We start from the raw sequence: 23,402 nt of genomic DNA, 5'->3' as shown, positions 1-23,402 counted from the left end.
GGCTCGAGGCCCGCCCGCCGAACGTCGAGGGTGCGGGCGAGGTCACTCTGACAACCCTGGTGCGACAGTCGCTGCGCATGCGCCCGGACCGCATCGTCGTGGGCGAGGTGCGCGGTGCCGAGGTGCGGGAGCTGCTCGCGGCGCTCAACACGGGGCACGAAGGAGGGTGCGGCACGGTGCACGCCAACGCTCCCGAGGACGTCGTTGCCAGGTTCGAGGCGCTCGGCGCGCTGGCGGGGCTGGGCCCGGCGGCGGTGCGGGCCCAGGTCGCCGCCGCCATCGACGTCGTCGTCCATGTGACGCGGCGCGGCCCGACCCGGCAGGTCCAGACGATCTCGGCCGTCTTCCGCCGCGGTGGTGACCCGGTCATCGAGACGGCCCTGACGCGGGCGGGCTCCGGTGACGTGCCTGCCGTCGGACCGGCTTGGCCCGCTCTGGCGCATCGCCTCGAGCTCGACCTCGAGCTCGACCCGGCGATCGTGGACGGCGTCGGGCGTCGGAGTCGAGCATGAAGGCGAGTCTCCTGGCGGGCCTGCTGTTGGGACTTGCCGTCGTCGTGTGGCCGGCCGGTGAACGCCTCGTTCGGGTGAACCAGGTGTTGGAGCCGCCGCCTGAGGTGCGAGAGATCGCTGCGGCAGGCGGCACGGAGAAGTTACGTCGGCTCTGGCGCTCGGACCCGGTGGAGCTGTTCTCCGAGTGGCGGCAGCAGCGGCGGGCCAGGTCGTCGTCGCCCACGATCCTGGCCCTGCTGGAAGGCGTCGCACCGGCCCTCGAGGCGGGCCTCCCGCCAGCGGTTGCCGTGCGGCTTTCCGGTGCTGCACTGGGTTATGCGCTGGACCTCGCCACCCGGGTGTTCGTCGGGGAGCTGGTCGAAGCGTGCGAGCAGGGTCGTCCGATCGCACCGGTCTGGCAGGCGTGGGCCGCGCGCACCGGGTCGGCCGACCTTGCGTTCGTGGCTGCGGCCTGGCGGCTCTCCGAGCGGACCGGCGCACCGCTCGCAGAGGCGGTCCAGCGCGCGGTGGTCTCGGTGCGCGAGTCCCGGGAGCGGGTGCGCCGCGTCAACGTCGCCGTCGCCGGGCCTCGCGCAACGGTCGTGGTCCTCACCGCCTTGCCGCTGACCGGGCCGGTGTTCGGCTTGGCCTGCGGCGTCCCTCCCACGGAGCTCTACCTGTCCAACCCGATCGGAGCGGCATCGGCGGTGGCGGGGGTGGCGCTCATCTGGGCCGGCCGGCTCTGGTGCCGCCGCCTCGTTGACTCTGCCATGCATGGGACCCGCGTCCGGACCGAGGTCGGGAGGCGGTCGTGAGCATGGGTCTTGCGAGTCCGGCGATCGTGGCTGGGCTGGTCACGGCCCTGGCCGTGCTCGCGGCACCGAGACGACGCGATGAACGCGATCCGTTCGACACCGCCGACGAGTCCGACGGAGCCGACGGAGCCGACGGAGCCGACGAGTCCTTCGGAGCCGAAGGCCCCGAAGGACTCGTCGGCCGAGGCAGCCCTGGGACCGCACGGGCGGCGGTGCCCGAGCCGGCGACACCCGACGAGGTGAACGTGGCCCTCGTCCTCCTCGCGCTCGGCTACCGGTCGGGCCTTCCGACCTGGGAGGTCCTGGGCGCCGTTGCGGAGGTCCTGAGCGGCTCGGCGAGTGGCCGCGATGCACCGGTGGTCCGTGACCTGCGCCAAGTCGCTGCGGCACTGCGATGGGGGGCCTCCGATGACGAGGCCTGGGCCTCGGTGGGGCCGGTCTGGTCCGCGGCGGGTCGGGCCGTCGCCATCGCGCACCGAGCCGGCATCCCGCCGGGCCCGTTGCTGCTGGCGGCTGCGGAGGACCTGAGGCGCGAGTCGCTCGAGCAGGTCGAGCTGGCGGGAGCGAAGGTCGGCGTGCGACTCGTCGCGCCACTGGGGCTGGTGCTGCTACCGGCCTTCTGCCTCACGACGGTCGTCCCCCTCGTCGTGGCGCTCGCGGGACAGCTGTTGGCCGGGTGACGGCATCGACATCTCGCGGCGCAGGGCCGCGAGATTCATTGAGAGGGAAGGGAGTCCATGTGGTAAAACGAATGAGGCGAGCGAGGCGGAGGGTGCTCCGGGAGGCTGGAATGTCGACCTCCGAGTACGCCGTCGGCATCATGGCCGCCTGCACCTTCGCGCTGGTGCTGCTCGGCGTCGTCCGGTCGGACGCGGTGCGCAACGCACTGGTCGGCATCGTCCAGAACGCGCTGGGTCTCGCGGGCTGATGCATCACCGAGCTCGCCGCGACGCCGGGATGGTGACGGCCGAGCTGGCCGTTGCCATCCCGGTCGTCGTCCTCGTCCTCGTCGCCTGTCTCGCAGGGCTGCACGCGGCGGTCGACCAGGTCCGGTGCGTCGACGCGGCGCGGCTGGGCAGTCGGGCGGCAGCACGGGGGGACTCGCCGAGCCGCGTGCTCGAGCTGACGCGCCGTGGCGCCCCGGACGGTGCCGCCGTCACAGTCGCCCGGCACGGCGGCGACGCGGAAGTCACCGTACGTGCCCGGGTCGGTGGGTGGGGCGGTGTGGTGCCCTCGTGGTCGGTCAGCGCGACGGCGCGCACGCCGATCGAGCAGGGCGGCGCCGGATGACCCCGGCGTTGATGAAGTCTGGGCCGGAGATGCCGGCGGCCGGGTGGTGGCTGCGAATGCCACCTACCCGGCCACTGGAGTCGGCCGCGGACCGTGGTGCCGCGACGGTCCTCGTCCTCGGCCTCGTCGCGGTCCTGCTCGCGACGACGGTCGGCGTGATGCTCCTCGCCGGCGCGGTTGTCGCGAGCCACCGCGCCCGGCTCGCCGCTGACCTGGCCGCGCTCGCGGGAGCGGCTCGGCTCGGCGACGGGGAGGCGGTGGACCGAGCCTGTGCCACGGCGGACCGGGTGGCCGCGATGAACGGTGCTTTTCTGGTGAGCTGCGCGGCCGACGGTCTCGCGCTGGAGATCACTGTCGCGGTGGCCGGTCCCGTCTGGCCCGAGCCGGCCAGAGCTCGGGCCAAGGCGGGTCCGGGTGCCGCGGCGCCGCTACCAGCGGCTAGGCAGTCGTCGGGCCCGGGTAGCTCGGGCGATCCATGACCGACTGTTCGGACGGCATGAGGATCGCGAGGATCGGGTAGACGAGGATCTGGCTTCCGGGGAGGACGAAGAGGATGAGGATGAACAGGATTCGGGCCGGCCACGGTGCGAGGCCGAATCGCTTTCCGAGGCCGGCGCAGACACCGGCGAGCACTCGATCCTCGCGGGGTCGGACGAAGCCGTGGTCGGCGAAGGTCTTCTGGATGTCGTTCATGGTTCTTCCTTGTCGTGGTGTCAGGAACTGTTCCTGACACCTCTACTCTCCGCCGCCAGCGAGTCGTCGCCCATTGGGGGCTGCCCGGAGGCGACCCGGAGGCGACCCGGAAGCGACCCTTGGCACGGGCTCAGGGTTCCGTGGCGGAGCCAGGTTCTTGACGTCAGCGGTTGCGCCAGGCCTCCGGTGCCGTGATGAGCTCGCGCACTCGGTCGGGGAGGTCTCCGGTGCTCAGGGCAGCCACCGAGGTGCCGTCGAGGACCTCCCGCAGGCTCGCCCGAACGGCGACCCAAAGGCTCGGCAGGTGCTCGGCAACCCCGGCGTAGGACGTGTCCTGGGGGCGCAGGCCACGAACCTCGGCGAGGGGGCCGTCCACGGCTCGGAAGATGTCCCCGACGCTGATCTCGGTGCCCGGCCGGGCCAAGGCGTAGCCGCCGAGGGCGCCGCGCCGGCTCAGCACCAGCCCGGCGCGGCGCAGGTCCGCGAAGATCGTCTCGAGGAACTTGCGTGGCAGGTCCTGCCGTGTGGCGAGATGGTCGATGCTGACCGGTCCCAACCCACTGGCCGCCGCCTCGGCGAGCATGAGCATCGCCCGGACTGCGTAGTCGACGCGCGCGGAGACGTCCATCTGCTGGTTCTCGATTCCTGCGAGCGTCAGATCGCGAGCGCCGGGTCGTGGTCGACGACGCTCGATCGATGTGCGGCTCGGGCACTGACCTTCTCGCCCTCGTGCAGGCCGAGCCCGTCGGCGTCACGTCGGGTGATCTGGGCGGCGAAACGCTCACCGGAGTCCGCTCGCAGGTCGACGCGAACCTCGAAGCCGAGCCGGACCACGCGCTCGACCACCGCCCGGATGACCCCGGGGGAGCCGGGGATCTTCGCGTCCTCGGCCATGGCCAGCGCATGGTTCCGCTCGAGGACGATGTCGTGCGGCCGGACGAGCTGCTCGCCGAGCCGGGCGACCGAGCCGAGGAAGGACATGACGAAGTCGTTGGCCGGCCGGTCGTAGAGCGCGACCGGGTCGCCGACCTGCTCGATCCGGCCCCGGTTGAGCACCGCGATGCGGTCGGCGACGTCGAGGGCCTCCTCCTGGTCGTGCGTCACGAGAACGGTCGTCACGTGGACCTGGTCGTGGAGCCGGCGCAGCCAGGTGCGTAGGTCCGTCCGGACCTTGGCGTCGAGCGCACCGAAGGGCTCGTCGAGGAGCAGCACCTGCGGGTCCACGGCAAGTGCCCGAGCCAGGGCCATGCGCTGCCGCTGGCCGCCGGACAGCTGCGCGGGATAGCGGTCGGCAAACCCCTCGAGCCCGACGACGTGGAGGAGTTCGTCGACCTTGGCGGCGACCTCGGCCTTCGGGCGCTTGCGGATGGTCAGGCCGAAGGCGACGTTGTCCCGGACGGTGAGGTGCTTGAACGCTGCGTAGTGCTGGAAGACGAAGCCGATCCCGCGCCGCTGTGGTGGCTCGTTCGTCACGTCCCTGCCCCCGATCGTGACGGCGCCGGAGTCCAGTGACTCGAGCCCGGCGATGGCCCTCAGCAGGGTCGACTTGCCACTGCCGCTGGGTCCGAGGAGCGCGGTGAGCGAACCGCTCGGGATCTCGAGGCTGACGTCGTCCAGGGCGGCGAAGCCGCCGAACTCCTTGCGCGCCGCTTTCACGGTGATCATCGGTTGCTCCTCTTGCGGTCGAGAACGGTCATGAGCAGGAGCACGACGAGCGCGAGGCCCATGAGGAGGGTGGCGGCTGCGTACGCGCCGTAGGTGTTGTGGTCGTCGATGTAGCGCGCGTGCACCAGCAGGGTGAGGGTCTGCGACACGCCGGGGAAGCCTGAGGACACCATGATCACCGCGCCGAACTCACCGAGGGCTCGCGCGACGGTCAGCACGACGCCATAGGTCAGGCCCCACCGGATCGCCGGAAGGGTGATGCGCCAGAACGTCTGCCAACCTGACGCGCCCAGCGTGGCCGCGGCCTGCTCCTGCTCGGTGCCGATCTCGTGCAGCACCGGCTCCACCTCTCTGACGACGAAGGGAAGGGTGACGAAGATGGTCGCGACGACCATCCCGGGGAGCCCGAAGATGACCCTGAAGCCGGCGTGATCGAGCGCCCCGAACCAGCCGGCCGCTCCCCAGAGCATGATGAGGGCCACGCCGACGACGATGGGCGAGACGGCGAAGGGCAGGTCGACGACCGCCTGGAGCAGCCCTCGCCCGCGGAACCGCCCGCGGACCAGGGTCAGTGCGGTCATGATGCCGAAGACGACGTTGACCGGGACCGTCATCGCGACGATGAGCAGCGACAGGTTGATGGCCGACTGGGCCGCGGGGGTCGAGACCGAGTCGATGAAGGCACCCAGGCCCGGCGAGAGGGCCCGCCACAGGATGAGGCCGATCGGCACCCCGACCAACGCTAGGAGGTAGCCGAGCGCGACGCTGCGCAGCGTGACCCGGGTCGCGATGCCGGTTCTCACGTCGCCTTCTCCTGTCGACGCAGCGCCCGCGTCGACAGGGCGCGCAGGATGAGCAGGGTCATGAAGGCGATGAGCAACAATGCCACCGACACCGCTGCCGCGTTGACCCGGCGGTCGATCTCGATCTGCTGCTGAATGTACTGCGACGCGACCTGCGTCTCGTGTGGGATGTTGCCGCCGATGAGGACGACCGATCCGTACTCACCGATGGCGCGGGCGAACGCCAGCCCCGTTCCACTGACGATCGCCGGCCCGAGGGTCGGCAGGATGATTCGCCGGAAGGTGGTCCAGCTCGAGGCGCCGAGCGAGGCGGCCGCCTCCTCGACCTCCCGATCGGCCTCGATGAGCACCGGCTGCACCGAGCGGACCACGAAGGGGAGCGTGACGAACGCGAGAGCCACGACCAGTCCCCCCGTCGTCGCGTTGAGCTGGACACCGATGGGACTGCTCGGGCCGTAGAGGGAGAGCAGGACGATGCTCGCGACGATCGTCGGCAGTGCGAAGGGCAGGTCAATGAGCGCGTTGACGACCCGCTGTCCCGGAAAGGTGTCCCGGACGAGGACCCAGGCGATGAGCGTGCCCATGACCGCGTTCAGGCCCGCGACGAGTGCCGACACCTGCACGGTCACCCGCAGCGACGCCAGCGCGGCCGGCGCTGTGACCGCCTCCCAGAAGCCAGCCCAGCCATCCTCGAAGGCGGCGACCGTGAGCGCTGCCAGTGGCAGGAGCACGATGACGCTGAGCCAGAGCGTCACCACGCCGACACCGAGGGGTTGGATCCGGGCTGAACGGTGACGCCGCGACGTCCGCCGTCGCCGAGCAGGGCCCGGCGACCGGGACGCCGCATCAGCGGCCCCCCGGCGCTCGAGCGTCCCCGTGGTCCCCATCGTGCGGGAGGCGGCCGTCATTGCGTCGCGGCGTCGTAGATGGTGGCGATGGCGCCGACGTCCTTTGTGAACAGCTCGGAGTCGATGGCCTTCCATCCGCCGAGGTCGGCGATCGTCCACAGCTTGGCTGGAGCCGGGAACTTCGTCGCGAACTCCGCCGCCACCGCCTCGTCCACCGGCCGGAAGCCAGCCTCGGCCAGCAGCCTCTGCGCCGCCGGGGTGTAGAGATAGTCCGTGAACGCCTCTGCCACAGCGCGGTTCTCACCGTTCTTGAGCACGGCCACCGGATTCTCGATCTTGAAGGTCTGAGGTGGTGTGACGTGCTCCACCGGGTCGCCGTTCGCCTCGATGAAGAGCGCCTCGTTCTCGTAGCTCAGCAGCGCGTCGCCGCTGCCCTGGAGGAACGCCTCGGTCGCCTCGCGTCCCGATTTGGGCTGGATCTTCACGTGCTCGCCAACGAGCTTGGTGACGTAGGCCAACCCCGTGTCCACGTTGGTCCCGCCGTCACTCTTGGCCGCGTACGGGGCGAGCAGGTTCCACTTGGCCGACCCCGACGAGAACGGGTTGGGCGTCACGACCTCGATGCCGGGCTTGAGCAGGTCGTCCCAGTCCGTGATGCCCTTGGGGTTGCCGTCGCGCACGACGATGGTGACGACCGACCCGAAGGGGATGCCGCCGTGCCGGTCCGCGTTCCAGCCAGCGTCGACCAGTCCAGCGTCGACGAGTCGGGTCACGTCTGGCTCGACGGAGAAGTTGACGACGTCGGCCTGCGCTCCCGCGGCCACCTTGCGGCTCTGGTCTCCGGAGGCGCCATAGCTCTGCTGGAACTCGACGCCCTCGCCAGCCGGGGTCTGCTGGAAGGCCGGGATGAGCGCGTCGAACGCAACCTTGGGGACCGCGTAGGCAAAGAGGTTGAGCGTCGTGCTCACAGCTGCGAGCCGTGTCGAGTCTGGCTGCCCCACCGCGTCGCTCGAGCCGCCGCCGCCGCAGGCCGCGAGGCCCAGGGTCGACACGAGGGTCAGGGCCGTAGCGGTGCGGATCGGGCGGGACATGAGCGACTCCTGTCATCGGTGCGCTGACGCGCGTCTCTACGATGCGTCGGAGTCTTCAATAGGCGAAAGTTATCGGTCAACAAACCGTGGGTTATGTCTCAGATGGTGGAAGAGCATGCCGTATGCCGCTGGGCTCAGACCGCGCGAGACAGTGACCGCACGCGCAGGCGGGGTCCCGCTTGCGTGGATGACCCCTCGTCGACGACGTCACCCCGCACGGTGACGCGTGCGCCGGGAGAGGCGTCCAGCGACCAGCCGGCGGGGAGGACGAGCTCCCAGACCTGGCCGCGCTCGTCGGTGAGCACGAGCGGGTGGGTCTCCACCTCGGCCCGGGACAGCGTCCCGGTCACGACGATGTCGGCCGGGCGGCGCGGCCCTGCTGTGGCCTCCACCGCTCGCCGCAGGTGCTCACGGAGCTCCTCTGCGCCGAGACGGTCGCCGTCCGAACGCGGAGCGGGGAGGCCCCGGCCGTGGCCGGGACCTCCCCGCTTCTTGCGCTGGGCCATCCGCTACGGGACGTCCACCCGGACGATCGTCGGGCTGGGCATGTTCGGTGACCCTGAGTAGGCGACCGACCCGAGGTACTTCGTGGCCGGTGCGAGGCCGCTGAAGGACAACCCGATGGTGCCCTTCTGGCCCAGCGTCGCCGTTGCCGGAGCGTCCACCGTCATGTTGCCGGCGGCCGACGAGCCGAGCAGCCACGTGTGCAGCTTGAACGGCGTCGAGCCGGCGACACCCCAGCCCTGGACGACGACGGTGTAGGTCGCCGCAGCCGGGTTGAGCAGGTTGACCTCCTCGGCCGACGTGCCGGAACCGCTGCTGCCGACCAGTGTCGTGCCGTTGAAGACACAGAGGTCGATGTCGGTGCCGGGGTTGACGTCAGCGTCGAACATCGAGAACCGCGCGTACGTCGTGCCGGCAGGCACGGCGACGTCGATCTTCTGGGCGTTCGGCGAGCTGAGCGAGCACGTCGAGTCGGTCGGGTCGTCGGAGACCGTGCCCGCCGTGACCGCAGCCGGGACGAGCCCGCGCGCTTCCGCCGTGAAGGCGCCGGAGTACCCGAACGTCACGTCGTAGGACGTGCCGGCCGGGGGTGCCGTCACCTGGGCCGGGGCCGCGAGGGCCACCGGACGGATGACGATGGGCGAGCGAACGGCGTGCGTGCCGTCGGACCACGTCAGCTGACCGCCGGTGAAGGCGTTGAGTGCCGCCGACGTCCGGGTGAACTTGACCGTGAACGTGGCGCTCTCGCCAGGGCCGACCGTGATCGACGACGGCGAGACCTCGGCGGTGAGGCCGCTGAGGCCCGAGACGCTCGCACGGTAGGTCGCCGGGGAGTCCCCGACGTTGGTCACCTTGCGGTTGACCGTCTGCACGCCGGCGAGGTCGCCGATGGCAATCGACGCGCCGTTGAAGTCGCTCGCGTCGGTGCTGTAGCCCATGCCCACCAGCGCGTCGCATGTGGCGGCGCCAACCGCCCTGCTGTTGCCGCAGAGGAAGGCGAGCCAGTCGTTCCACGAGCTGTCGTAGACCAGGCCCGGGCTCGCTGCCTTGTTCGGCGCCACGTGACCGGCGCCCTGTCGGAAGATGAGCGTCGGGTTGTTGCTCGGCGCCGGGGTGCCGCCATCGAGCACGTCATACCCCGTGGTCATGAGCGCGCTCTTGACCGCCATGGGCGACCAGTCCGGGTGCAGGTCCATGAGCAGCGCCGCGAGACCCGCGACGTGCGGGGACGACATCGACGTGCCGGAGATCTGGTTGAACCCGTAGCCCTGGTTCGTCATCGGCGAGTACGCGGCGAGGATGTCCTGTCCCGGTGCGATGACGTCCGGCTTCAGCAGGTCCCCACCACCAGCACGCAGCGGCCCGCGCGAGGAGAAGCTGGCCGTGAACGGCGCCGGCTCCTCGGTCGTCAGGGTCGCCTTGTTGATCGTTGCCCTGGCACCCGCCGTGGCGGCGTACGCCTTGACGGCCGCGTAGACGTTGCTGTTCAGGTGCACGGTCGGCACGAAGTGGAAGTCCGCGTTGACCGAGTTGTCCGACGGGTTGACGAGGATCATGCCGACGCCACCCGCCTCCTTGACGGCGAGGCTCTTGTTCGTCCGGGCCGTCACGCCCCGCTCACAGAGCACGATCTTCCCAGCCACCTTGGCCGGGTCGAGGACGTTGCCCCCGTCGGCGCTCGAGTAGCACAGCTGGACCTGCGTCGCGTCGGCTCCGGCCTTGCCGACGGCGGTGGAGTCGACGAAGTCCGCGGTCACGGCCGCGCCGGCCAGCGAGGCGCCGTTGTAGGTGGTTCCGTTGCCCAGCGTCACCGAGCCGTTGCCGCTGCGGTTGTGCGTGCCCGCGGCCACCGTCGTGATCCAGGGCGAGGGGTGCGCCACCGTCGAGGTCGCCGGTCCGCTGTTGCCGGCAGAGGCGGCGACGAAGATGCCCGCGTTGGCGGCGAAGAGGAAGGCGATCTCGGCCGGGTCGGCGAAGTTCGTCTGCGTGCCGCTGATCGAGTAGTTGATGACATCGACGCCGTCGGCGACCGCGGTGTCGATGGCGGCAACAAGGTCAGACGTCGTGCCGCCGGCCGTGTCTCCGGACTCGGTCGACCACAGCGCCTTGTAGGCGGAGATGCGCGCCCGCGGAGCCATGCCGCTGATGCCGTTCGGTGCGACCGCGGCGCCGAGGCCGTCAACGGGGACGTTGTAGTTGCCACCGGCCGTACCAGCCGTGTGGGTGCCGTGCCCGTTGTAGTCACGCGGCGAGTTGAACTCCCACGGACGGTCCTTGTTGATGCCCGCGTCGCCGCCCTGCCCCTGGTTGAAGTACCGGGCCGCGACGAGCTTCTGGTTGCAGTTGCTGCCGTTGAAGTCCTCGCCCACCTGGCACCGGCCGTTGAAGCTCGGCAGGTTGGTGTACGCGCGGTTGGCGCCCGGGGCGAACGACGGCTTGCCGGTCGCGTCGATCCGGTCCGCGAAGGAGAGCGACTCGGGCCAGATGCCGGAGTCGACGACGCCGATCACGATGTCCTCGCCCGCGCTCTTCGTCCCACCGAGCTGGTCCCAGAGCCCACCCTTGTCGGTGAGGCCGAGGAACGCCGGAGTCGTCGAGGTGTCGATCGAGTAGGTCTCCTGCTTGCTCACGGCAAGCACGCCCGAGACGTTGCTCATCTTCTTGGCCTGGTCCGCCGTCAGTCGGGCGGCGAATCCGTTGTACGTGTAGGCGTAGTCGTAGAGCTTCGAGGCCGAGCCGACCGCGCCGAGCGCCTTGTTGTGGGCGCCCTTGAGTCGGTCGACGTACTTGGTCACGGCGGCAGACTGGGGGTCGATCTTCGTCCCCTTGGCGGGCTTGGTCGCCTGGTAGCCGGCGACGCTGCCGTCATAGGCGACGACCGGCAGGTCGGCCATCTGGATGACGTAGATGCCATCTGTGAACGATGAATCCGTCTGGGTAACAGCCGCATCGGCAGCACCCGTCCCGGCCATCGCGAGCGCAAGGGGCACGGCGGTAACCGCGCCCAGCAACCTTCGCTTCATGTCTCTCCTGTCGAGATGTCCATTGGAGCCCGGCGCGGGTGGGCTCTGCGCCGTAGCCGCACGATAGCGACAGAGAATGACAAGCGGCAGGGGAAGCGAAAAAATTTGGACCGGTTTCGCCCGATTCCTCCCGTCCTGTTCCGGTCTGTGCCGTTGGTCAGGAGGGTGGGTCGGGGGTCATGGCTTGGGCCAGCGTCAGGCCGAGCAGGGCGATCGCACCACGCTTGTCGAGCGGGTCGTTCCCGCTGCCGCACTTGGGCGACTGGATGCAGGAGGGACAGCCGGTGGCACATTGGCAGGCATCAATGGCGTCGCGCGTCGCGCTGAGCCACTCCCGGACCCGCCGGTAGCCGCGCTCCGCGAAGCCCGCCCCGCCGGGATGGCCGTCGTAGATGAGGATGGTCGGGAGTCCGGTGTCCGGGTGCAGGGCGGTGGACACGCCGCCGATGTCCCAACGGTCCGCCGTGGCGAACAGCGGCAGCATCCCGATGGCGGCATGTTCTGCCGCGTGCGCCGCGCCGGGGATGTCAGCCTCCTCGACGCCGGCAGCCGCGAGGGCGTCCACGGGAAGCGTCCACCACATTGCCTTGGTCGCGAGGGAGCGTGGCGGCAGGTCGAGTGGATGCTCACCGAGGACCTCCCCGCCCGGGAGCCGCCGCAGGAACGAGACCACCTGGTGCGTGACGGTCACGTGGCCGAAGGAGCACCGCAGCGGACCCCAGTCGGCCCCTTCCAGCTCGCGGACGATGGCGAACTCGCTCACGGACTGGGCCTGCGTGGTCCACCCGGGGTCGCCGCGGACGGCGAACGCGGTGGCGTCCTCGAGGTCGAGCTCGGTGATGACCCAGCTCTGGCCCTGATGGAGATGGACCGCGCCGGTGTGGACCTGGGCGTGGGCCGAGGCCTCATCGACGGTCCCGACGACGCGCCCGGTCCGCGTCTCGACGATGCGGACCGGCTCCCCGACTCCCCGCAGCGAGAGGTGGTCGGAGGGACGGTCGTCGCGGCCCCAGAACCAGCCGTGGGGCCGCTTTTTGAGGATGCCCTTGGCGACGAGGGCATCGAGGAGCGGTCCGGTCTGGGGACCGAAGAGCTCGAAGTCCGCGTCCGTCAGGGGGAGCTCCGCGGCCGCCGCCGCGAGGTGCGGACCGAGGACGTGGGGGTTGTCGGGGTCGACGACGGCGGCCTCGACGCCCCGCCCGAAGATGCTTTCGGGGTGGTGGACGACGAAGGTGTCCAGCGGGTCGTCCGCGGCGACGAGCACGGCCAGCGAGTGCTGCCCGGTCCTCCCTGCCCGTCCGGCCTGCTGCCACAGCGATGCCAGCGTGCCCGGCCAGCCCGCGAGCAGGACCGCGTCGAGCCCCGTGATGTCGACACCGAGCTCGAGAGCGTTCGTCGCGGCGATGCCGACGAGGTCGCGTGATCGAAGGGCCGTCTCCAGCTCCCTTCGCTCCTCCGGGAGGTACCCGCCGCGGTATGCCGACACACGGGGGCTCCGCCCCCGTGAACCCCCGAAGAGCCCGTCGCCCGGCGACTCTCCCAGACGGTCGCGGGCGACGTTCGCGACCACTTCCACGCCGGCGCGAGACCGCGCGAACGCCACCGTCTGCACGTCCGCCTCGACGCACCCGGCGAGGAGGCCGCCCGTCTCGGTGATGGTGCTGACGCGACCGGGCTGTCCCCGGCCGTCGACGACGAGCGGAGGCTCCCAGAGGGCGAAGGTCATGGGCGCCCGAGGAGAGCCGTCCTCGGTGACCGAGCTCAGCGGCATACCGAGTAGTCGTGATGCGTGCTCAGCCGGGTCGGCGACGGTGGCTGAGGCGAAGACGAAGGTGGGATGCGCGCGGTAGCGCGCGGCGACGCGCCGGAGCCGGCGCAGGACTGCGGCGAGGTGGGACCCGAAGACGCCCTTGTAGACATGGCACTCGTCGACGACGACGTAGCGCAGCGCGCGCAGGAACGACGCCCACCGCTCGTGGCTCGGCAGGAGGGAGTGGTGGACGAGGTCCGGGTTGGTGAGGACGAGGTTGGCGTGGTCGCGGATCCAGCGCCGCTCGTCCGCCGGCGTGTCGCCGTCGTACGTCGCGGCCCGGACCGCTGGGAGAGCCAGCCGGGAGATGCGGTCGAGCTGGTCCGCAGCGAGGGCCTTCGTCGGTGCGATGTAGAGCGCCGTGGCACCCCGACCGTTCGGCGCCCGAGTCCCGTCGATGACGTCGGTGAGCAGCGGCATGAGATAACCGAGGCTCTTGCCGGAGGCGGTACCGGTCGAGACGACCACGTGCTGGCCCCGGTGTGCGGCCTCGGCCACCTCGACCTGGTGTCGCCACGGGAGCGCAATGCCCGCTCCGACCAGGCTCGCGAGGAGCGAGGGCTCGAGCCAGGCGGGCCACTCGGCGCACCGGGCAGCTCGCTCCGGGACCACGTGGACGTGGAGCAGGCGCTCGGGGTGGTCACCGGCCAGGCGGCTCAGCAGCGCCGTCGGGTCGATCGGCGCGTGGTCCGGCGCCACCCCGACGCCGGGCGACGCCAAGGGTGCGCTCGACAGCGCGTCGGACCCGTTCATGTGGAGCAACCGTATGTCCCCGAGGTACCGTTACGGCGACTCGGGCATGTTACCCCCGGGGTCACGGAGAACCACGCACACACGGGAAGGGGCCACAGGTGGATCTGTCGATCACCCGGGCCGACCACGGTGACCGCACCGTGGTGCGCCTCGGTGGCGAGATCGATGTCTACACGGCACCGTTCGTCAGGGAGAAGCTGGACGAGCAGATCCACGCCGGACGCGCGGATCTCGTCGTCGACCTGAGCGACGTCACGTTCCTCGACTCGACCGGGCTCGGCGTGCTCGTGGGTCGGCTGAAGATTGCACGCACCCGGGGTGGGTCCCTGCGCCTGGTCGGGACCGCCGAGCGGGTGCTGCGGGTCTTCGCCATCACCGGGCTCGACAAGGTGTTCGAGATCTATCCCGACCTCGAGACGGCGCTCGACGCCACCGATCCGGGGCAGGCGCCGACGCCGCCCGCCTCGACCAGCTCGCGCGGCTGACCCACTCCCATCCGGTGGCCCCGCAGGCTTCCTCGTCGCTGCTCCCACCGGTCGTCGAGACCGGGCTCGTCGCGCGGCTGCGCGACGACCTCATGGCGGCCCGTTTCACGGTTGACGGGGTCGCAGACCGGCTCGGGCCCCTCGCCTCCGCTGCGCTGCACCGCGAACAGCCGCTCCCGGCGCTCCTCGAGACGGCCGGTTCCCCCGACCCGTGCGGCACGCTGGTCCGGCTCTTCACGCTCGGTCAGCAGGTCACTCGCGCCGAGCTCGACGCCGCGCTGCCGACGATCCGCACCGCGGGCGTGGCCACCCTGCGGCTGGTCCGGCCGTCCGGGGAGCAGGTCACGGCGACGTGTGACGTCCGGCCCTACGCCGATGACACGCACGACTGGTGGGTGGCCTCGGACTTCTCCGCGCTCGTCACCCGACAGCCGCTTCGACCCGACCACGTCCTCGGCATCGGCGGTGCCACGACGACGCTGGCGTCGTGGACCATCCGCCGCCGAGTCGGCCGGGCGCTCGATCTCGGCACCGGGGCCGGTGTCCAGGCGCTCCACCTCGACAGCCATGTGGAGTCGATCGTGGCCACCGACATCTCCGAGAGGGCCCTGGCCTTCGCTCGGTTCAATGCGGCTCTCGCCGGGCTGGAGGTCGACTTCCGGGTCGGCGACCTGCTCGATCCCGTTGCAGGCGAGCGCTTCTCGCTCGTGGTGTCCAACCCGCCCTTCGTCATCACGCCGCGCGACGAGGACGTGCCGGTCTACGAGTACCGGGATGGCGGGCGAGCCGGGGACACCGTCGTGCGCTCGCTCGTCCAGCAGGTCGAGTCGGTCCTCGAGCCAGGCGGCGTCGCGCAGTTCCTTGGCAACTGGGAGGTGCCAGCCGGACGGTCCTGGCGCGACGTGTGGGACGAGTGGCTCGAGGCGGTTGACCTCGACGCGTGGGTCGTCCAGCGCGAGGTCCAGGACCCGGCCGAGTACGCCGAGCTGTGGAGTCGCGACGGCGGTCACCTGCCCGGCTCGGCTGACCACGACCGCCTCTGTGCCGCGTGGCTGCGCGACTTCGCGTCGAGGGACGTCGAGTCGATCGGCTTCGGTGTCGTCACGCTCCAGCGGCCGGTGGGCGGCCGGGCGCCCTGGCGGTCCCTCGACGAGGTGCTCGGGCCCGTGGCCGCGCCGATGGGCCCGGTCGTCGAGGCCGGCCTCGCCGCGCGGACCTGGCTCGCGGAGCACCCGGACGATGACGTGCTCGACGTCGCGTGGTCGTGCGCGGCTGACGTGACCGAGGAGCGTCACGGACGCCCGGGCGCCGAGGACCCCTCGGTCATCCTCATCCGCCAAGGAGGCGGCCTCCGCCGCGTCGTCCGGGCCGACACCCTGCTGGCCGCCTACCTGGGCGTCGCAGACGGCGAGCTGACCGCGCGCGTCGCGCTGGACGCCATCGCCTCGCTGGTTCAGCTGGATCCGGACGCCGTCCGGCGCGAGCTGGTGCCGCAGATCCGGGACCTCGTGGCGGACGGCCTCCTCACCTGATCGAGTGAACAGCTTTCGGAACCCATCGACCAATCGAGTGAACAGCTTTCGGGTCCATTGGCCCCGAAAGCTGTTCACTCGATTGGAGGGAGCGGATGGTCACGGTGGGTCTTCTGCTGGGGCCCCGGCCGTGGCAGCATCCGGTCAGTGATCGGTCGAATGCATCATGTCGTGCTGGACTGCCCGGACCCGCGGGCCCTGGCTCGGTTCTACTCCGCACTGCTCGGCAAGCCCATCACCTACGACAGCGACGGCTGGGTCGTCGTCTCGGACAGCCCGCAGACGTCTGGACTGGCGTTCCAGCTGGCACCGGACCACCGCCCGCCGACCTGGCCCGACCCGTCCGTGCCGCAGCAGGTCCACCTCGACGTCATGGTCGACGACGTAGCCGCGGCGACCGCACTGGTCCTCGACCTGGGCGCCACCAAGCTGCCCGGTCGCGGCGTCTTCGCCGACCCAGCCGGCCACCCGTTCTGCCTCATCCCCCGGCCGGGCTGGGCGCCACCCGTCAACTCCTGATCGAGCGCACCCTCCATTGACAGGGTGGGACGAGTGACGGGACGGGTCTCCCGTTGCGTGCGGGCGGCGTGCCCGGGCGAGCGTCTCGTCCCGTCGATCCTCCCCATGCCGTATGCCGCTGGGCTGGCTCCTCAACGATCGTGAAGTACGTGCGCGCATTTTGTGCACACTCGATTGGGTGGGGGTCCCGGAAGCTGTTCACTCGATTGGGTGGGGGTGCTCACATGCGGTAGGGGAGGCCGGCTTCGCGACGGGCGACCCGGTCCGCATGGATGACGTGGGCCCGGTTGAGCAGCTCGATGAGCTCGGTCTCGCCCTCGCGGATCCGCGCCCGGTACTTCTCCGGCAGGGCCCGGATGACCCGCTCCTGCTCGCAGAGCTCGTCGTACGCCGCCTCGCGCAGCTCCTGGTCCTCCTCGTAGCTGAGGTCGAGGTAGCGGATTGCGCCGCGCCGGGCGTTGGTGACCGCCGTCTGCGCCTTGCCAGCCGGGCTGAGCAGCGATGCGACCACGGTGATGGTGAGGATCCCGACGATGACGACGAGCGACACGGCGGTCGACACCTCGATGACCGGGACCGGCTCACCGTCGTTGATGATCGGCACGCTGTTCTCGTGCAGGGCGTGGAGGATGAGCTTCACCCCGATGAACGCGAGGATGGCCGCGAGGCCGTAGCTGAGGTAGATGAGCCGGTCGAGCAGGCCCTCGATGAGGAAGAACAGCTGCCGCAGGCCGAGGAGCGAGAACGTCGTCGCGGTGAAGACGATGAACACGTTCTGGGTCAGGCCGAAGATCGCCGGGATCGAGTCGACGGCGAAGAGCAGGTCGGTGCCACCGATGGCCACCATGACGAGCAGCATGGGCGTCATGACCCGCTTGCCGCCCACGACGGTGAACAGCCTGTCGCCGTCGTACTCAGGCGAGGTCTTGAACAGCTTGCGGGCGATGCGAATCATGATGTTGTCGGCGGAGTGGCTGTCCTCGCCCTCGGGCCGCAGCATGTTGCCGGCCGTCATGAGCAGGACGATGCCGAAGAGGTAGAAGACCCAGGCGAACCGGTTGATGAGCGTGGCGCCGAGGAAGATGAAGCCGGTCCGCGCGATGATCGCGAAGGTGACGCCGAAGAGGAGGACCTTCTGTTGGTCCGCGCGTGGCACGCGGAAGCTCGTCATGATGATGAGGAAGACGAACAGGTTGTCGACCGAGAGGGCCTTCTCGGTGATGTAGCCGGCGAAGTACTCGGTGCCCATCGCCGACCCGCCCAGCCACCACACCACGATGCCGAAGAGGATCGCGACGCCGACGTAGGCCCCTGACCAGATGGCCGACTCCCGGAGCGTCGGCGTGTGAGCCTGCCGGACGTGGAAGACGTAGTCGAAGGCGAGCAACCCGATGATGACGACGATGGTGACGGCCCAGACGGCAGGGGAGACGGTCATCGCGGCGCCTTTCAGGGCTCGGTTCCTGGCTCGCATCGAATCGGGCGGTACCAGTCTGCCCGCTCAACCACCTACCCAACGGGAGTGAGTGGCTGGGAGCGAGCTCAGCGGCATACGGCATCTGAACTGGTCTGTTGTGGATGAGTGAGCACTCACTCATACTGGGGACCATGGGCACCACGACCGGGCGCGCAGCGCCCCTGGCGCCGGACGAGCGACGCGACGCGCTGGTGTCCGTCTTCCTCCAGCTCGCCCGCGAGCACGGACGCGTGCCCACGACGAGCGAGATCGCCCGCGCCGGCGGCGTGGCGGAGGGCACCATCTTCCGCGCCTTCCCGAGCAAGGGGGCGCTGCAGGCCGACGCGGTTGAGTCGGGCTTCTGCCCGGCGTCGGCTCGGCGCGAGTTCGAGGCCATCGACCGGTCGCTGCCGATGCGGGACCGGCTGGTCGAGTTCGCGGCCATCCTGCAGCAACGGATCCGGAACGTGCTCGACCTGATGAACGCGCTCGGCCTCACGCAGCCGCCGCAGGTGGCACCGCACCACGACTGCTTCGAGGCGGGGCGGCACGTGCGCTCCCGTCTCGGTGGCGAGTGCCAGCCGTCCCACGTCGAGCTGTTCGACTCGGTGCTCGACCTCGTCGACGCGTCGGAGCTGACGGTCACGCCGTACCAGCTGCTCCACCGGATCCGGCTGCTCACCTTCTCCGGCAGCCATCCCGGCATCGCGCAGGGCGACCTGCTCACCCCCGAGGAGGTCGTCGACACGATCCTCGACGGGGTGCGCGCCGAGCCCTCGCGCCGAAAAACCGGTTGACCTTCACCCTGCCGGAGTCCCTAGCGTCGACACCGCGCTTCCACCCCAGGCTTTCCCACCACGCTTCACCCCACAGCGAAAGGCACCCGATGCTCGTCCGACTGCTTCGGAGCCATCTCCGGCGGTACAACCGTGAGATCACCCTCATCGTGCTGCTGCAGCTCATCAGCACCATCGCGGTGCTCTACCTGCCCACCCTGAACGGCGAGATCATCGACGAGGGGGTGGCCAAGGGCGACACCGGCTTCATCGTCAGCCACGGCGTGCTCATGCTCGGGGTGAGCATCGTCCAGATCGCCGCGGCAGTGGCTGCGACGTACCTCGCCGCCCGGGTGGCGATGGGGGTGGGCCGCGACCTGCGCGGACAGATCTTCGACACCGTCATCCACTACTCCACGCAGGAAGTGTCCAAGTTCGGGGCGCCGACCCTCATCTCCCGCAACACCAACGACGTCACCCAGGTGCAGACGGTGCTGTTCATGGGCTTCGCCTTGCTCGTCTCGACGCCGATCATGATGTTCGGGGGCATCATCATGGCCCTGCGCGAGGACGTCGGGCTGTCCTGGCTCGTTGCCGTGGCCGTGCCGCTGCTCGGCTCGGTCGTCGGGCTGGTGATCTGGCGCATGGTGCCGTGGTTCACCCGGATGCAGACCTCCCTCGACGGCGTCAACCGGGTGATGCGCGAGCAGATCACCGGCATCCGCGTCGTGCGGGCCTTCGTCCGGGAGCCGCACGAGGAGAAGCGCTTCGGCGCGGCGAACGCGGACCTCACCGAGGCGGGGCTGCGGGTCGGGCGGCTCATGGCCCTCGTCTTCCCGGTCGTCATGTTCATCTTCAGCATGTCGACGGTCGCCGTGCTGTGGTTCGGCGCCTACCGCGTCGAGAGCGGGGAAATGCAGGTCGGGTCGCTGACGGCGTTCCTCGCCTACCTCGTCCAGATCCTCATGGCCGTCATGATGGCTACCTTCATGGCGACGATGATCCCGCGCGCCGCCGTCTCCGCCGGACGGATCAACGAGGTGCTCGACACGACCTCGTCGATCGCCGAGTCGGTGCAACCGATCCCGATCCGCGTGCCCAACGCCGGAGTCGAGTTCGTCGGCGTCGAGTTCCACTACCCGGGGGCCGAGCACGCCGTGCTCCACGACATCACCTTCACCGCGGTCCCCGGCCAGACGACGGCCATCATCGGCTCGACCGGTGCGGGCAAGACGACCCTCATCGGCCTGGTGCCGCGCCTCTTCGACGTCCGCTCTGGGCGGGTCAAGGTCGGCGGGGTCGACGTGCGTGACCTCGAGCTCGACGCCCTGTGGGCCCGCATCGGCCTTGTCCCTCAGCGGCCATACCTCTTCACCGGAACCGTCGCCAGCAACCTGCGCTATGGCAACCCGGAGGCGACCGACGAGGACCTGTGGGAGGCCCTGCGCATCAGCCAGGCCGCCAACTTCGTCGAGGAGCTCGGCGGGCTCGACGCCCCGATCGCCCAGGGCGGCACGAACGTGTCCGGCGGACAGCGACAGCGGCTCTCGATCGCGCGGGCCGTCGTCAAGCGACCGGACATCTATCTCTTCGACGACTCGTTCTCGGCCCTCGACCTGTCGACCGACGCGCGACTGCGCGCCGCGCTGCGGCCGGTGACCAGGGACGCGGCAGTCGTCATCGTGGCCCAGCGCGTGTCCACGATCATCGACGCCGACCAGATCATCGTGCTCGACGACGGCCGGATCGTCGGCCAGGGCACGCACGACGAGCTGCTCGAGACGTGCGAGACCTACCAGGAGATCGCACTGTCGCAGCGCGGCGCGGAGGAGGCAGCCTGATGGCCGAGGGTGTCAAGACCGCGGAGGAGAAGGCGGCCGAGGCCAGGCGTGGACCCGCTCGACGCGGCGGACCACCGCACATGATGATGGGCCAGCCGGGGGAGAAGTCGCTCAACTTCGGCCCGTCGGCCAAGCGGCTGCTCGCGAGGCTGCGACCCGAGCGGGGCAAGGTCATCGTCGTGGTCACGCTCGTCGTGGTCAGCGTCTTCCTCAGCTCGATCGGCCCCAAGATCCTCGGTCGGGCCACGGACCTCATCTTCGGCGGCCTGCTCGGGCGCCAGCTGGGCCAGAACGTGCCACCCGGCACGACGACGGAGCAGGTCATCGCCGGGCTCCGGGCCCGCGGCGACAACACGCTGGCCGACATGCTCGAGCGGGCCGGCGTCGTCGTCGGCCAGGGCATCGACTTCGGTGCGGTCGCCAACGTGCTGCTGCTCGTCACGGCCCTCTACGCCATCTCCTCGTTCCTGCTCTGGGTCCAGGGCTGGATCCTGCAGGGCGTCCTCGCCCGGACGATGTACCGGCTCCGCCAGGATGTCGAGGCCAAGCTCAACCGGCTGCCGCTGCCCTACTTCGACAAGCAGCCGCGCGGCGAGATCCTCTCGCGGGTCACGAACGACATCGACAACGTGAGCATGTCGCTCCAGCAGACGCTCTCGCAGCTGCTCAACTCGCTGCTCACCGTCATCGCGGTGCTGGCGATGATGTTCTGGATCTCCTGGGTGCTGGCGCTCATCGCGCTCGTGACGATCCCCGTGTCGATCGTCGTGACCGGCATGATCGCCAAGCGCTCGCAGAAGATGTTCGTCCAGCAGTGGCGCAACACGGGCGAGCTCAACGGGATCGTCGAGGAGACCTTCACCGGCCACGGCCTGGTCAAGGTCTACGGGCGCCAGAAGGAGACGGAGGCGAGCTTCCGGACCAAGAACGACGAGCTCTTCGGCGCCGCGTTCGGTGCCCAGTTCATCAGCGGCATCATCATGCCGGTCATGATGTTCATCGGGAACCTCAACTACGTCGTCGTCGCGGTCGTCGGCGGTCTCAAGGTGGCGTCCGGGTCGATGACCCTCGGTGACGTCCAGGCGTTCATCCAGTACTCCCGCCAGTTCACCCAGCCGCTGACGCAGGTCGCCTCGATGGCCAACCTGCTCCAGTCCGGGGTCGCATCGGCGGAGCGGGTCTTCGAGGTGCTCGATGCCGAGGAGCAGGAGCCTGAGGTCGCCGTTCCGGACGTCATCGAGAACCCGCGGGGCGAGGTCGCCTTCGAGGACGTGTCCTTCTCCTACTCGCCCGACCAGCCGCTCATCGAGGACCTGGACCTGTCGGTCCGACCGGGGCAGACGGTTGCCATCGTGGGTCCGACGGGCGCCGGGAAGACGACCCTCGTCAACCTCATCATGCGGTTCTACGAGCTCGATGGGGGCCGGATCACATTGGACGGCGTCGACATTCGCGACCTCACCCGGACCGGCCTGCGGTCCCGCATCGGGATGGTGCTCCAGGACACCTGGCTCTTCGCCGGGACGATCCGGGACAACATCGCCTATGGGCGCCCCGACGCCACCGAGGAGGAGGTGCTCGCGGCGGCCCGCGCGACCTACGTGGACCGCTTCGTCCACTCGCTCCCGGACGGCTACGACACGGTGCTCGACGACGAGGCCTCGAACATCTCCGCCGGCGAGAAGCAGCTGATCACCATCGCCCGCGCGTTCCTCTCCGACCCGGCGCTGCTCATCCTCGACGAGGCCACCAGCTCGGTCGACACCCGCACCGAGCTGCTCGTCCAGCACGCGATGGCGGCGCTGCGGTCCGACCGGACGAGCTTCGTCATCGCGCACCGGCTGTCGACCGTCCGCGACGCGGACCTCATCCTCGTCATGGAGGACGGCCGGATCGTCGAGCAGGGCACCCACGCCGAGCTGCTCGCCACCGGCGGCGCGTACGCCCGGCTGTACGAGGCCCAGTTCAGCGGCGCCGCCGAGGCCGTGGAGGCGCTCGAGCCGTCGTGATCTCCCCGCTGTGGCCGTTGGTGTCGACGTAGACGTCGACCATCACGGCCACAGCTGGGAGATCACGCGTACGGAGGGCGGCGTGCCAGGATCGGCGGCGTGGCGAAGCGCTGCTGGAACGGGCACCCGATGCCCGAGGACGCGCGGTACTGCCCGCGCTGCGGCGCCCACGCCGCGCCGCCAGACGATGACGACGGCGAGGACGCCGACGCCTGACGTTCGTCCTTTGGCGTGACCTCCCCGCTGTGGTCGCTTGTGTCGACGTAGACGTCGACCACCACGGCCACAGCTGGGAGATCACGCGTACGGACGGAGGTCCTTCAGCACCTGCTGGCTGGCGAACCGCCCGGGCGAGCCGATGACGCAGCCGCCGGGATGGGTGCCCGAGCCGCACTGGTAGTACCCGTCGAGCGGCGTGCGGTAGTCGCTGTACCCGGGCGCGGGCCGGAACGCCCACATCTGCGGCAGCAGGAACTCGCCGGCGTAGATGTTGCCCTCGCTGAGACCCGTGATCCGCTCGATGTCGAGCGGCGTGACGACCTCGCGGTGGAGGACCAACGAGGAGAACCCGGGGAAGATCTCGTCGAGCCGCCGCTGCACGGTGTCGCCGAGGTTGTCGCGCTCGGTGTCCCAGTCGCTGCCCTTGAGCTCGTACGGCGTGTACATCGTGAAGCACGACAGGACGTGCTTGCCCGGCGGCGCCATGTCGGGGTCGATGAACGACTGGAAGCAGGCGTCGAGGTACGGCCGCTCGGAGTACCAGCCGTACTTGGCGGCGTCGAACGCCCGCTCGAGGTACTCGATCGACGGACCGACCGAGACGAACCCGCGGTACTGGTCGGTGCGGTCGCCGAGCCGCGGGTACGACGGCGGCCCGTCGAGCGCGAAGTTCACCTTCGACGCGGTCCCCTGGAACCGGAACCGGTTGACCGCCTCGACGAGGTCGTTCGGCAGCTCCCGCGGGTCGACGAGCTCGAGGAACGTCCGTCGTGGGTCGA

The 23,402-nt window shown here is 70.1% G+C and carries 23 protein-coding genes; 12 read left to right on the top strand and 11 right to left on the bottom strand.

Annotated features, from left to right (window positions below):
- The 6 genes from ABF401_RS16565 to ABF401_RS16540 form a co-directional block, all read left to right on the top strand.
- On the top strand, window positions 1-512 hold a 512-nt coding region (locus ABF401_RS16565; RefSeq protein ID WP_353510677.1), incomplete at its 5' end, for an ATPase, T2SS/T4P/T4SS family.
- Window positions 509-1,306 (top strand): type II secretion system F family protein, encoded by a 798-nt coding sequence (locus tag ABF401_RS16560; protein ID WP_353510676.1) that lies wholly within the window; start codon window positions 509-511, stop codon window positions 1,304-1,306. The genes ABF401_RS16565 and ABF401_RS16560, both read left to right, overlap by 4 nt.
- Window positions 1,307-1,308: 2 nt before the next feature.
- Window positions 1,309-1,986 (top strand): type II secretion system F family protein, encoded by a 678-nt coding sequence (locus ABF401_RS16555; RefSeq protein ID WP_353510679.1) that lies wholly within the window; start codon window positions 1,309-1,311, stop codon window positions 1,984-1,986.
- A 71-nt stretch (window positions 1,987-2,057) separates the two neighbouring features.
- On the top strand, window positions 2,058-2,234 hold the full coding sequence (locus ABF401_RS16550) for a DUF4244 domain-containing protein (protein WP_353510675.1): 177 nt from the start codon (window positions 2,058-2,060) through the stop codon (window positions 2,232-2,234).
- Window positions 2,234-2,596: a TadE family type IV pilus minor pilin gene (locus ABF401_RS16545; RefSeq protein WP_353510674.1), complete on the top strand. Its 363-nt coding sequence runs from the start codon at window positions 2,234-2,236 to the stop codon at window positions 2,594-2,596. Before ABF401_RS16550 ends, ABF401_RS16545 begins: the two co-directional genes overlap by 1 nt.
- 56 nt (window positions 2,597-2,652) lie before the next feature.
- The gene (locus ABF401_RS16540) at window positions 2,653-3,075 is read left to right on the top strand and encodes an Rv3654c family TadE-like protein (RefSeq protein WP_353510673.1); all 423 of its coding nucleotides are present in this window, start codon (window positions 2,653-2,655) and stop codon (window positions 3,073-3,075) included.
- Here ABF401_RS16540 and ABF401_RS16535 read toward each other — a convergent pair.
- From ABF401_RS16535 to ABF401_RS16495, 9 genes are all read right to left on the bottom strand, one after another.
- The gene (locus ABF401_RS16535) at window positions 3,035-3,289 is read right to left on the bottom strand and encodes a PspC domain-containing protein (protein WP_353510672.1); all 255 of its coding nucleotides are present in this window, start codon (window positions 3,287-3,289) and stop codon (window positions 3,035-3,037) included. The two genes, ABF401_RS16540 and ABF401_RS16535, sit on opposite strands and share 41 nt — an antisense overlap.
- A 163-nt stretch (window positions 3,290-3,452) precedes the next feature.
- Entirely contained in the window at window positions 3,453-3,917 is a 465-nt protein-coding gene (locus ABF401_RS16530; protein ID WP_353510671.1) for an RrF2 family transcriptional regulator, read from the bottom strand.
- A gap of 26 nt (window positions 3,918-3,943) precedes the next feature.
- On the bottom strand, window positions 3,944-4,954 hold the full coding sequence (locus ABF401_RS16525) for a sulfate/molybdate ABC transporter ATP-binding protein (protein WP_353510670.1): 1,011 nt from the start codon (window positions 4,952-4,954) through the stop codon (window positions 3,944-3,946).
- The gene (gene cysW, locus ABF401_RS16520) at window positions 4,951-5,757 is read right to left on the bottom strand and encodes a sulfate ABC transporter permease subunit CysW (RefSeq protein WP_353510669.1); all 807 of its coding nucleotides are present in this window, start codon (window positions 5,755-5,757) and stop codon (window positions 4,951-4,953) included. The genes ABF401_RS16525 and cysW overlap by 4 nt, the downstream gene beginning before the upstream one ends.
- The gene (cysT, locus tag ABF401_RS16515; RefSeq protein WP_353510668.1) at window positions 5,754-6,515 is read right to left on the bottom strand and encodes a sulfate ABC transporter permease subunit CysT; all 762 of its coding nucleotides are present in this window, start codon (window positions 6,513-6,515) and stop codon (window positions 5,754-5,756) included. Before cysT ends, cysW begins: the two co-directional genes overlap by 4 nt.
- Window positions 6,516-6,661: 146 nt before the next feature.
- Window positions 6,662-7,696 carry a sulfate ABC transporter substrate-binding protein gene (locus ABF401_RS16510; RefSeq protein WP_353510667.1) on the bottom strand — a complete coding sequence of 345 codons (1,035 nt, stop codon included), beginning with the start codon at window positions 7,694-7,696 and terminating at the stop codon, window positions 6,662-6,664.
- Between the two features lie 134 nt (window positions 7,697-7,830).
- Entirely contained in the window at window positions 7,831-8,202 is a 372-nt protein-coding gene (locus ABF401_RS16505; RefSeq protein WP_353510666.1) for a hypothetical protein, read from the bottom strand.
- A 3-nt stretch (window positions 8,203-8,205) separates the two neighbouring features.
- Complete coding sequence (locus tag ABF401_RS16500; RefSeq protein WP_353510665.1) at window positions 8,206-11,223, bottom strand: S8 family peptidase; 3,018 nt, start codon at window positions 11,221-11,223, stop codon at window positions 8,206-8,208.
- 157 nt (window positions 11,224-11,380) lie between these two features.
- Entirely contained in the window at window positions 11,381-13,786 is a 2,406-nt protein-coding gene (locus ABF401_RS16495) for a DEAD/DEAH box helicase (RefSeq protein ID WP_353510664.1), read from the bottom strand.
- A gap of 98 nt (window positions 13,787-13,884) precedes the next feature.
- Here ABF401_RS16495 and ABF401_RS16490 point away from each other — a divergent pair, with 98 nt between their 5' ends.
- The 3 genes from ABF401_RS16490 to ABF401_RS16480 all read left to right on the top strand — a co-directional run bounded on the left by ABF401_RS16490 (window position 13,885) and on the right by ABF401_RS16480 (window position 16,322).
- Window positions 13,885-14,271 (top strand): STAS domain-containing protein, encoded by a 387-nt coding sequence (locus tag ABF401_RS16490; protein WP_353510663.1) that lies wholly within the window; start codon window positions 13,885-13,887, stop codon window positions 14,269-14,271.
- 92 nt (window positions 14,272-14,363) lie between these two features.
- Complete coding sequence (locus ABF401_RS16485; protein ID WP_353510678.1) at window positions 14,364-15,803, top strand: DUF7059 domain-containing protein; 1,440 nt, start codon at window positions 14,364-14,366, stop codon at window positions 15,801-15,803.
- A gap of 147 nt (window positions 15,804-15,950) precedes the next feature.
- The gene (locus tag ABF401_RS16480; RefSeq protein ID WP_353510662.1) at window positions 15,951-16,322 is read left to right on the top strand and encodes a VOC family protein; all 372 of its coding nucleotides are present in this window, start codon (window positions 15,951-15,953) and stop codon (window positions 16,320-16,322) included.
- 220 nt (window positions 16,323-16,542) lie between these two features.
- Here the strand turns inward: ABF401_RS16480 and ABF401_RS16475 are convergent, their stop codons facing one another.
- Window positions 16,543-17,760, bottom strand: coding sequence for a TerC family protein (locus ABF401_RS16475; protein WP_353510661.1), 1,218 nt, complete (start codon window positions 17,758-17,760; stop codon window positions 16,543-16,545).
- A gap of 170 nt (window positions 17,761-17,930) precedes the next feature.
- On the opposite strand from ABF401_RS16475, the gene ABF401_RS16470 reads away from it, so the two are divergent.
- The 3 genes from ABF401_RS16470 to ABF401_RS16460 all read left to right on the top strand — a co-directional run bounded on the left by ABF401_RS16470 (window position 17,931) and on the right by ABF401_RS16460 (window position 22,404).
- A complete protein-coding gene (locus ABF401_RS16470; RefSeq protein WP_353510660.1) occupies window positions 17,931-18,575 on the top strand; it encodes a TetR/AcrR family transcriptional regulator in 645 nt (214 codons plus the stop codon).
- Between the two features lie 89 nt (window positions 18,576-18,664).
- On the top strand, window positions 18,665-20,395 hold the full coding sequence (locus ABF401_RS16465) for an ABC transporter ATP-binding protein (RefSeq protein ID WP_353510659.1): 1,731 nt from the start codon (window positions 18,665-18,667) through the stop codon (window positions 20,393-20,395).
- Window positions 20,395-22,404 carry an ABC transporter ATP-binding protein gene (locus tag ABF401_RS16460; RefSeq protein WP_353510658.1) on the top strand — a complete coding sequence of 670 codons (2,010 nt, stop codon included), beginning with the start codon at window positions 20,395-20,397 and terminating at the stop codon, window positions 22,402-22,404. Before ABF401_RS16465 ends, ABF401_RS16460 begins: the two co-directional genes overlap by 1 nt.
- Window positions 22,405-22,701: 297 nt before the next feature.
- On the opposite strand, the gene ABF401_RS16455 is transcribed toward ABF401_RS16460, so the two are convergent.
- A partial coding sequence (locus ABF401_RS16455) for a phytoene desaturase family protein (protein WP_353510657.1) occupies window positions 22,702-23,402 on the bottom strand: 701 nt, incomplete at its 5' end.

This window comes from Intrasporangium sp. (genome assembly GCF_040414665.1).
In the GTDB taxonomy this organism is placed as follows: domain Bacteria; phylum Actinomycetota; class Actinomycetes; order Actinomycetales; family Dermatophilaceae; genus Intrasporangium.
This window is presented reverse-complemented; position numbering and strand designations above follow the sequence as displayed.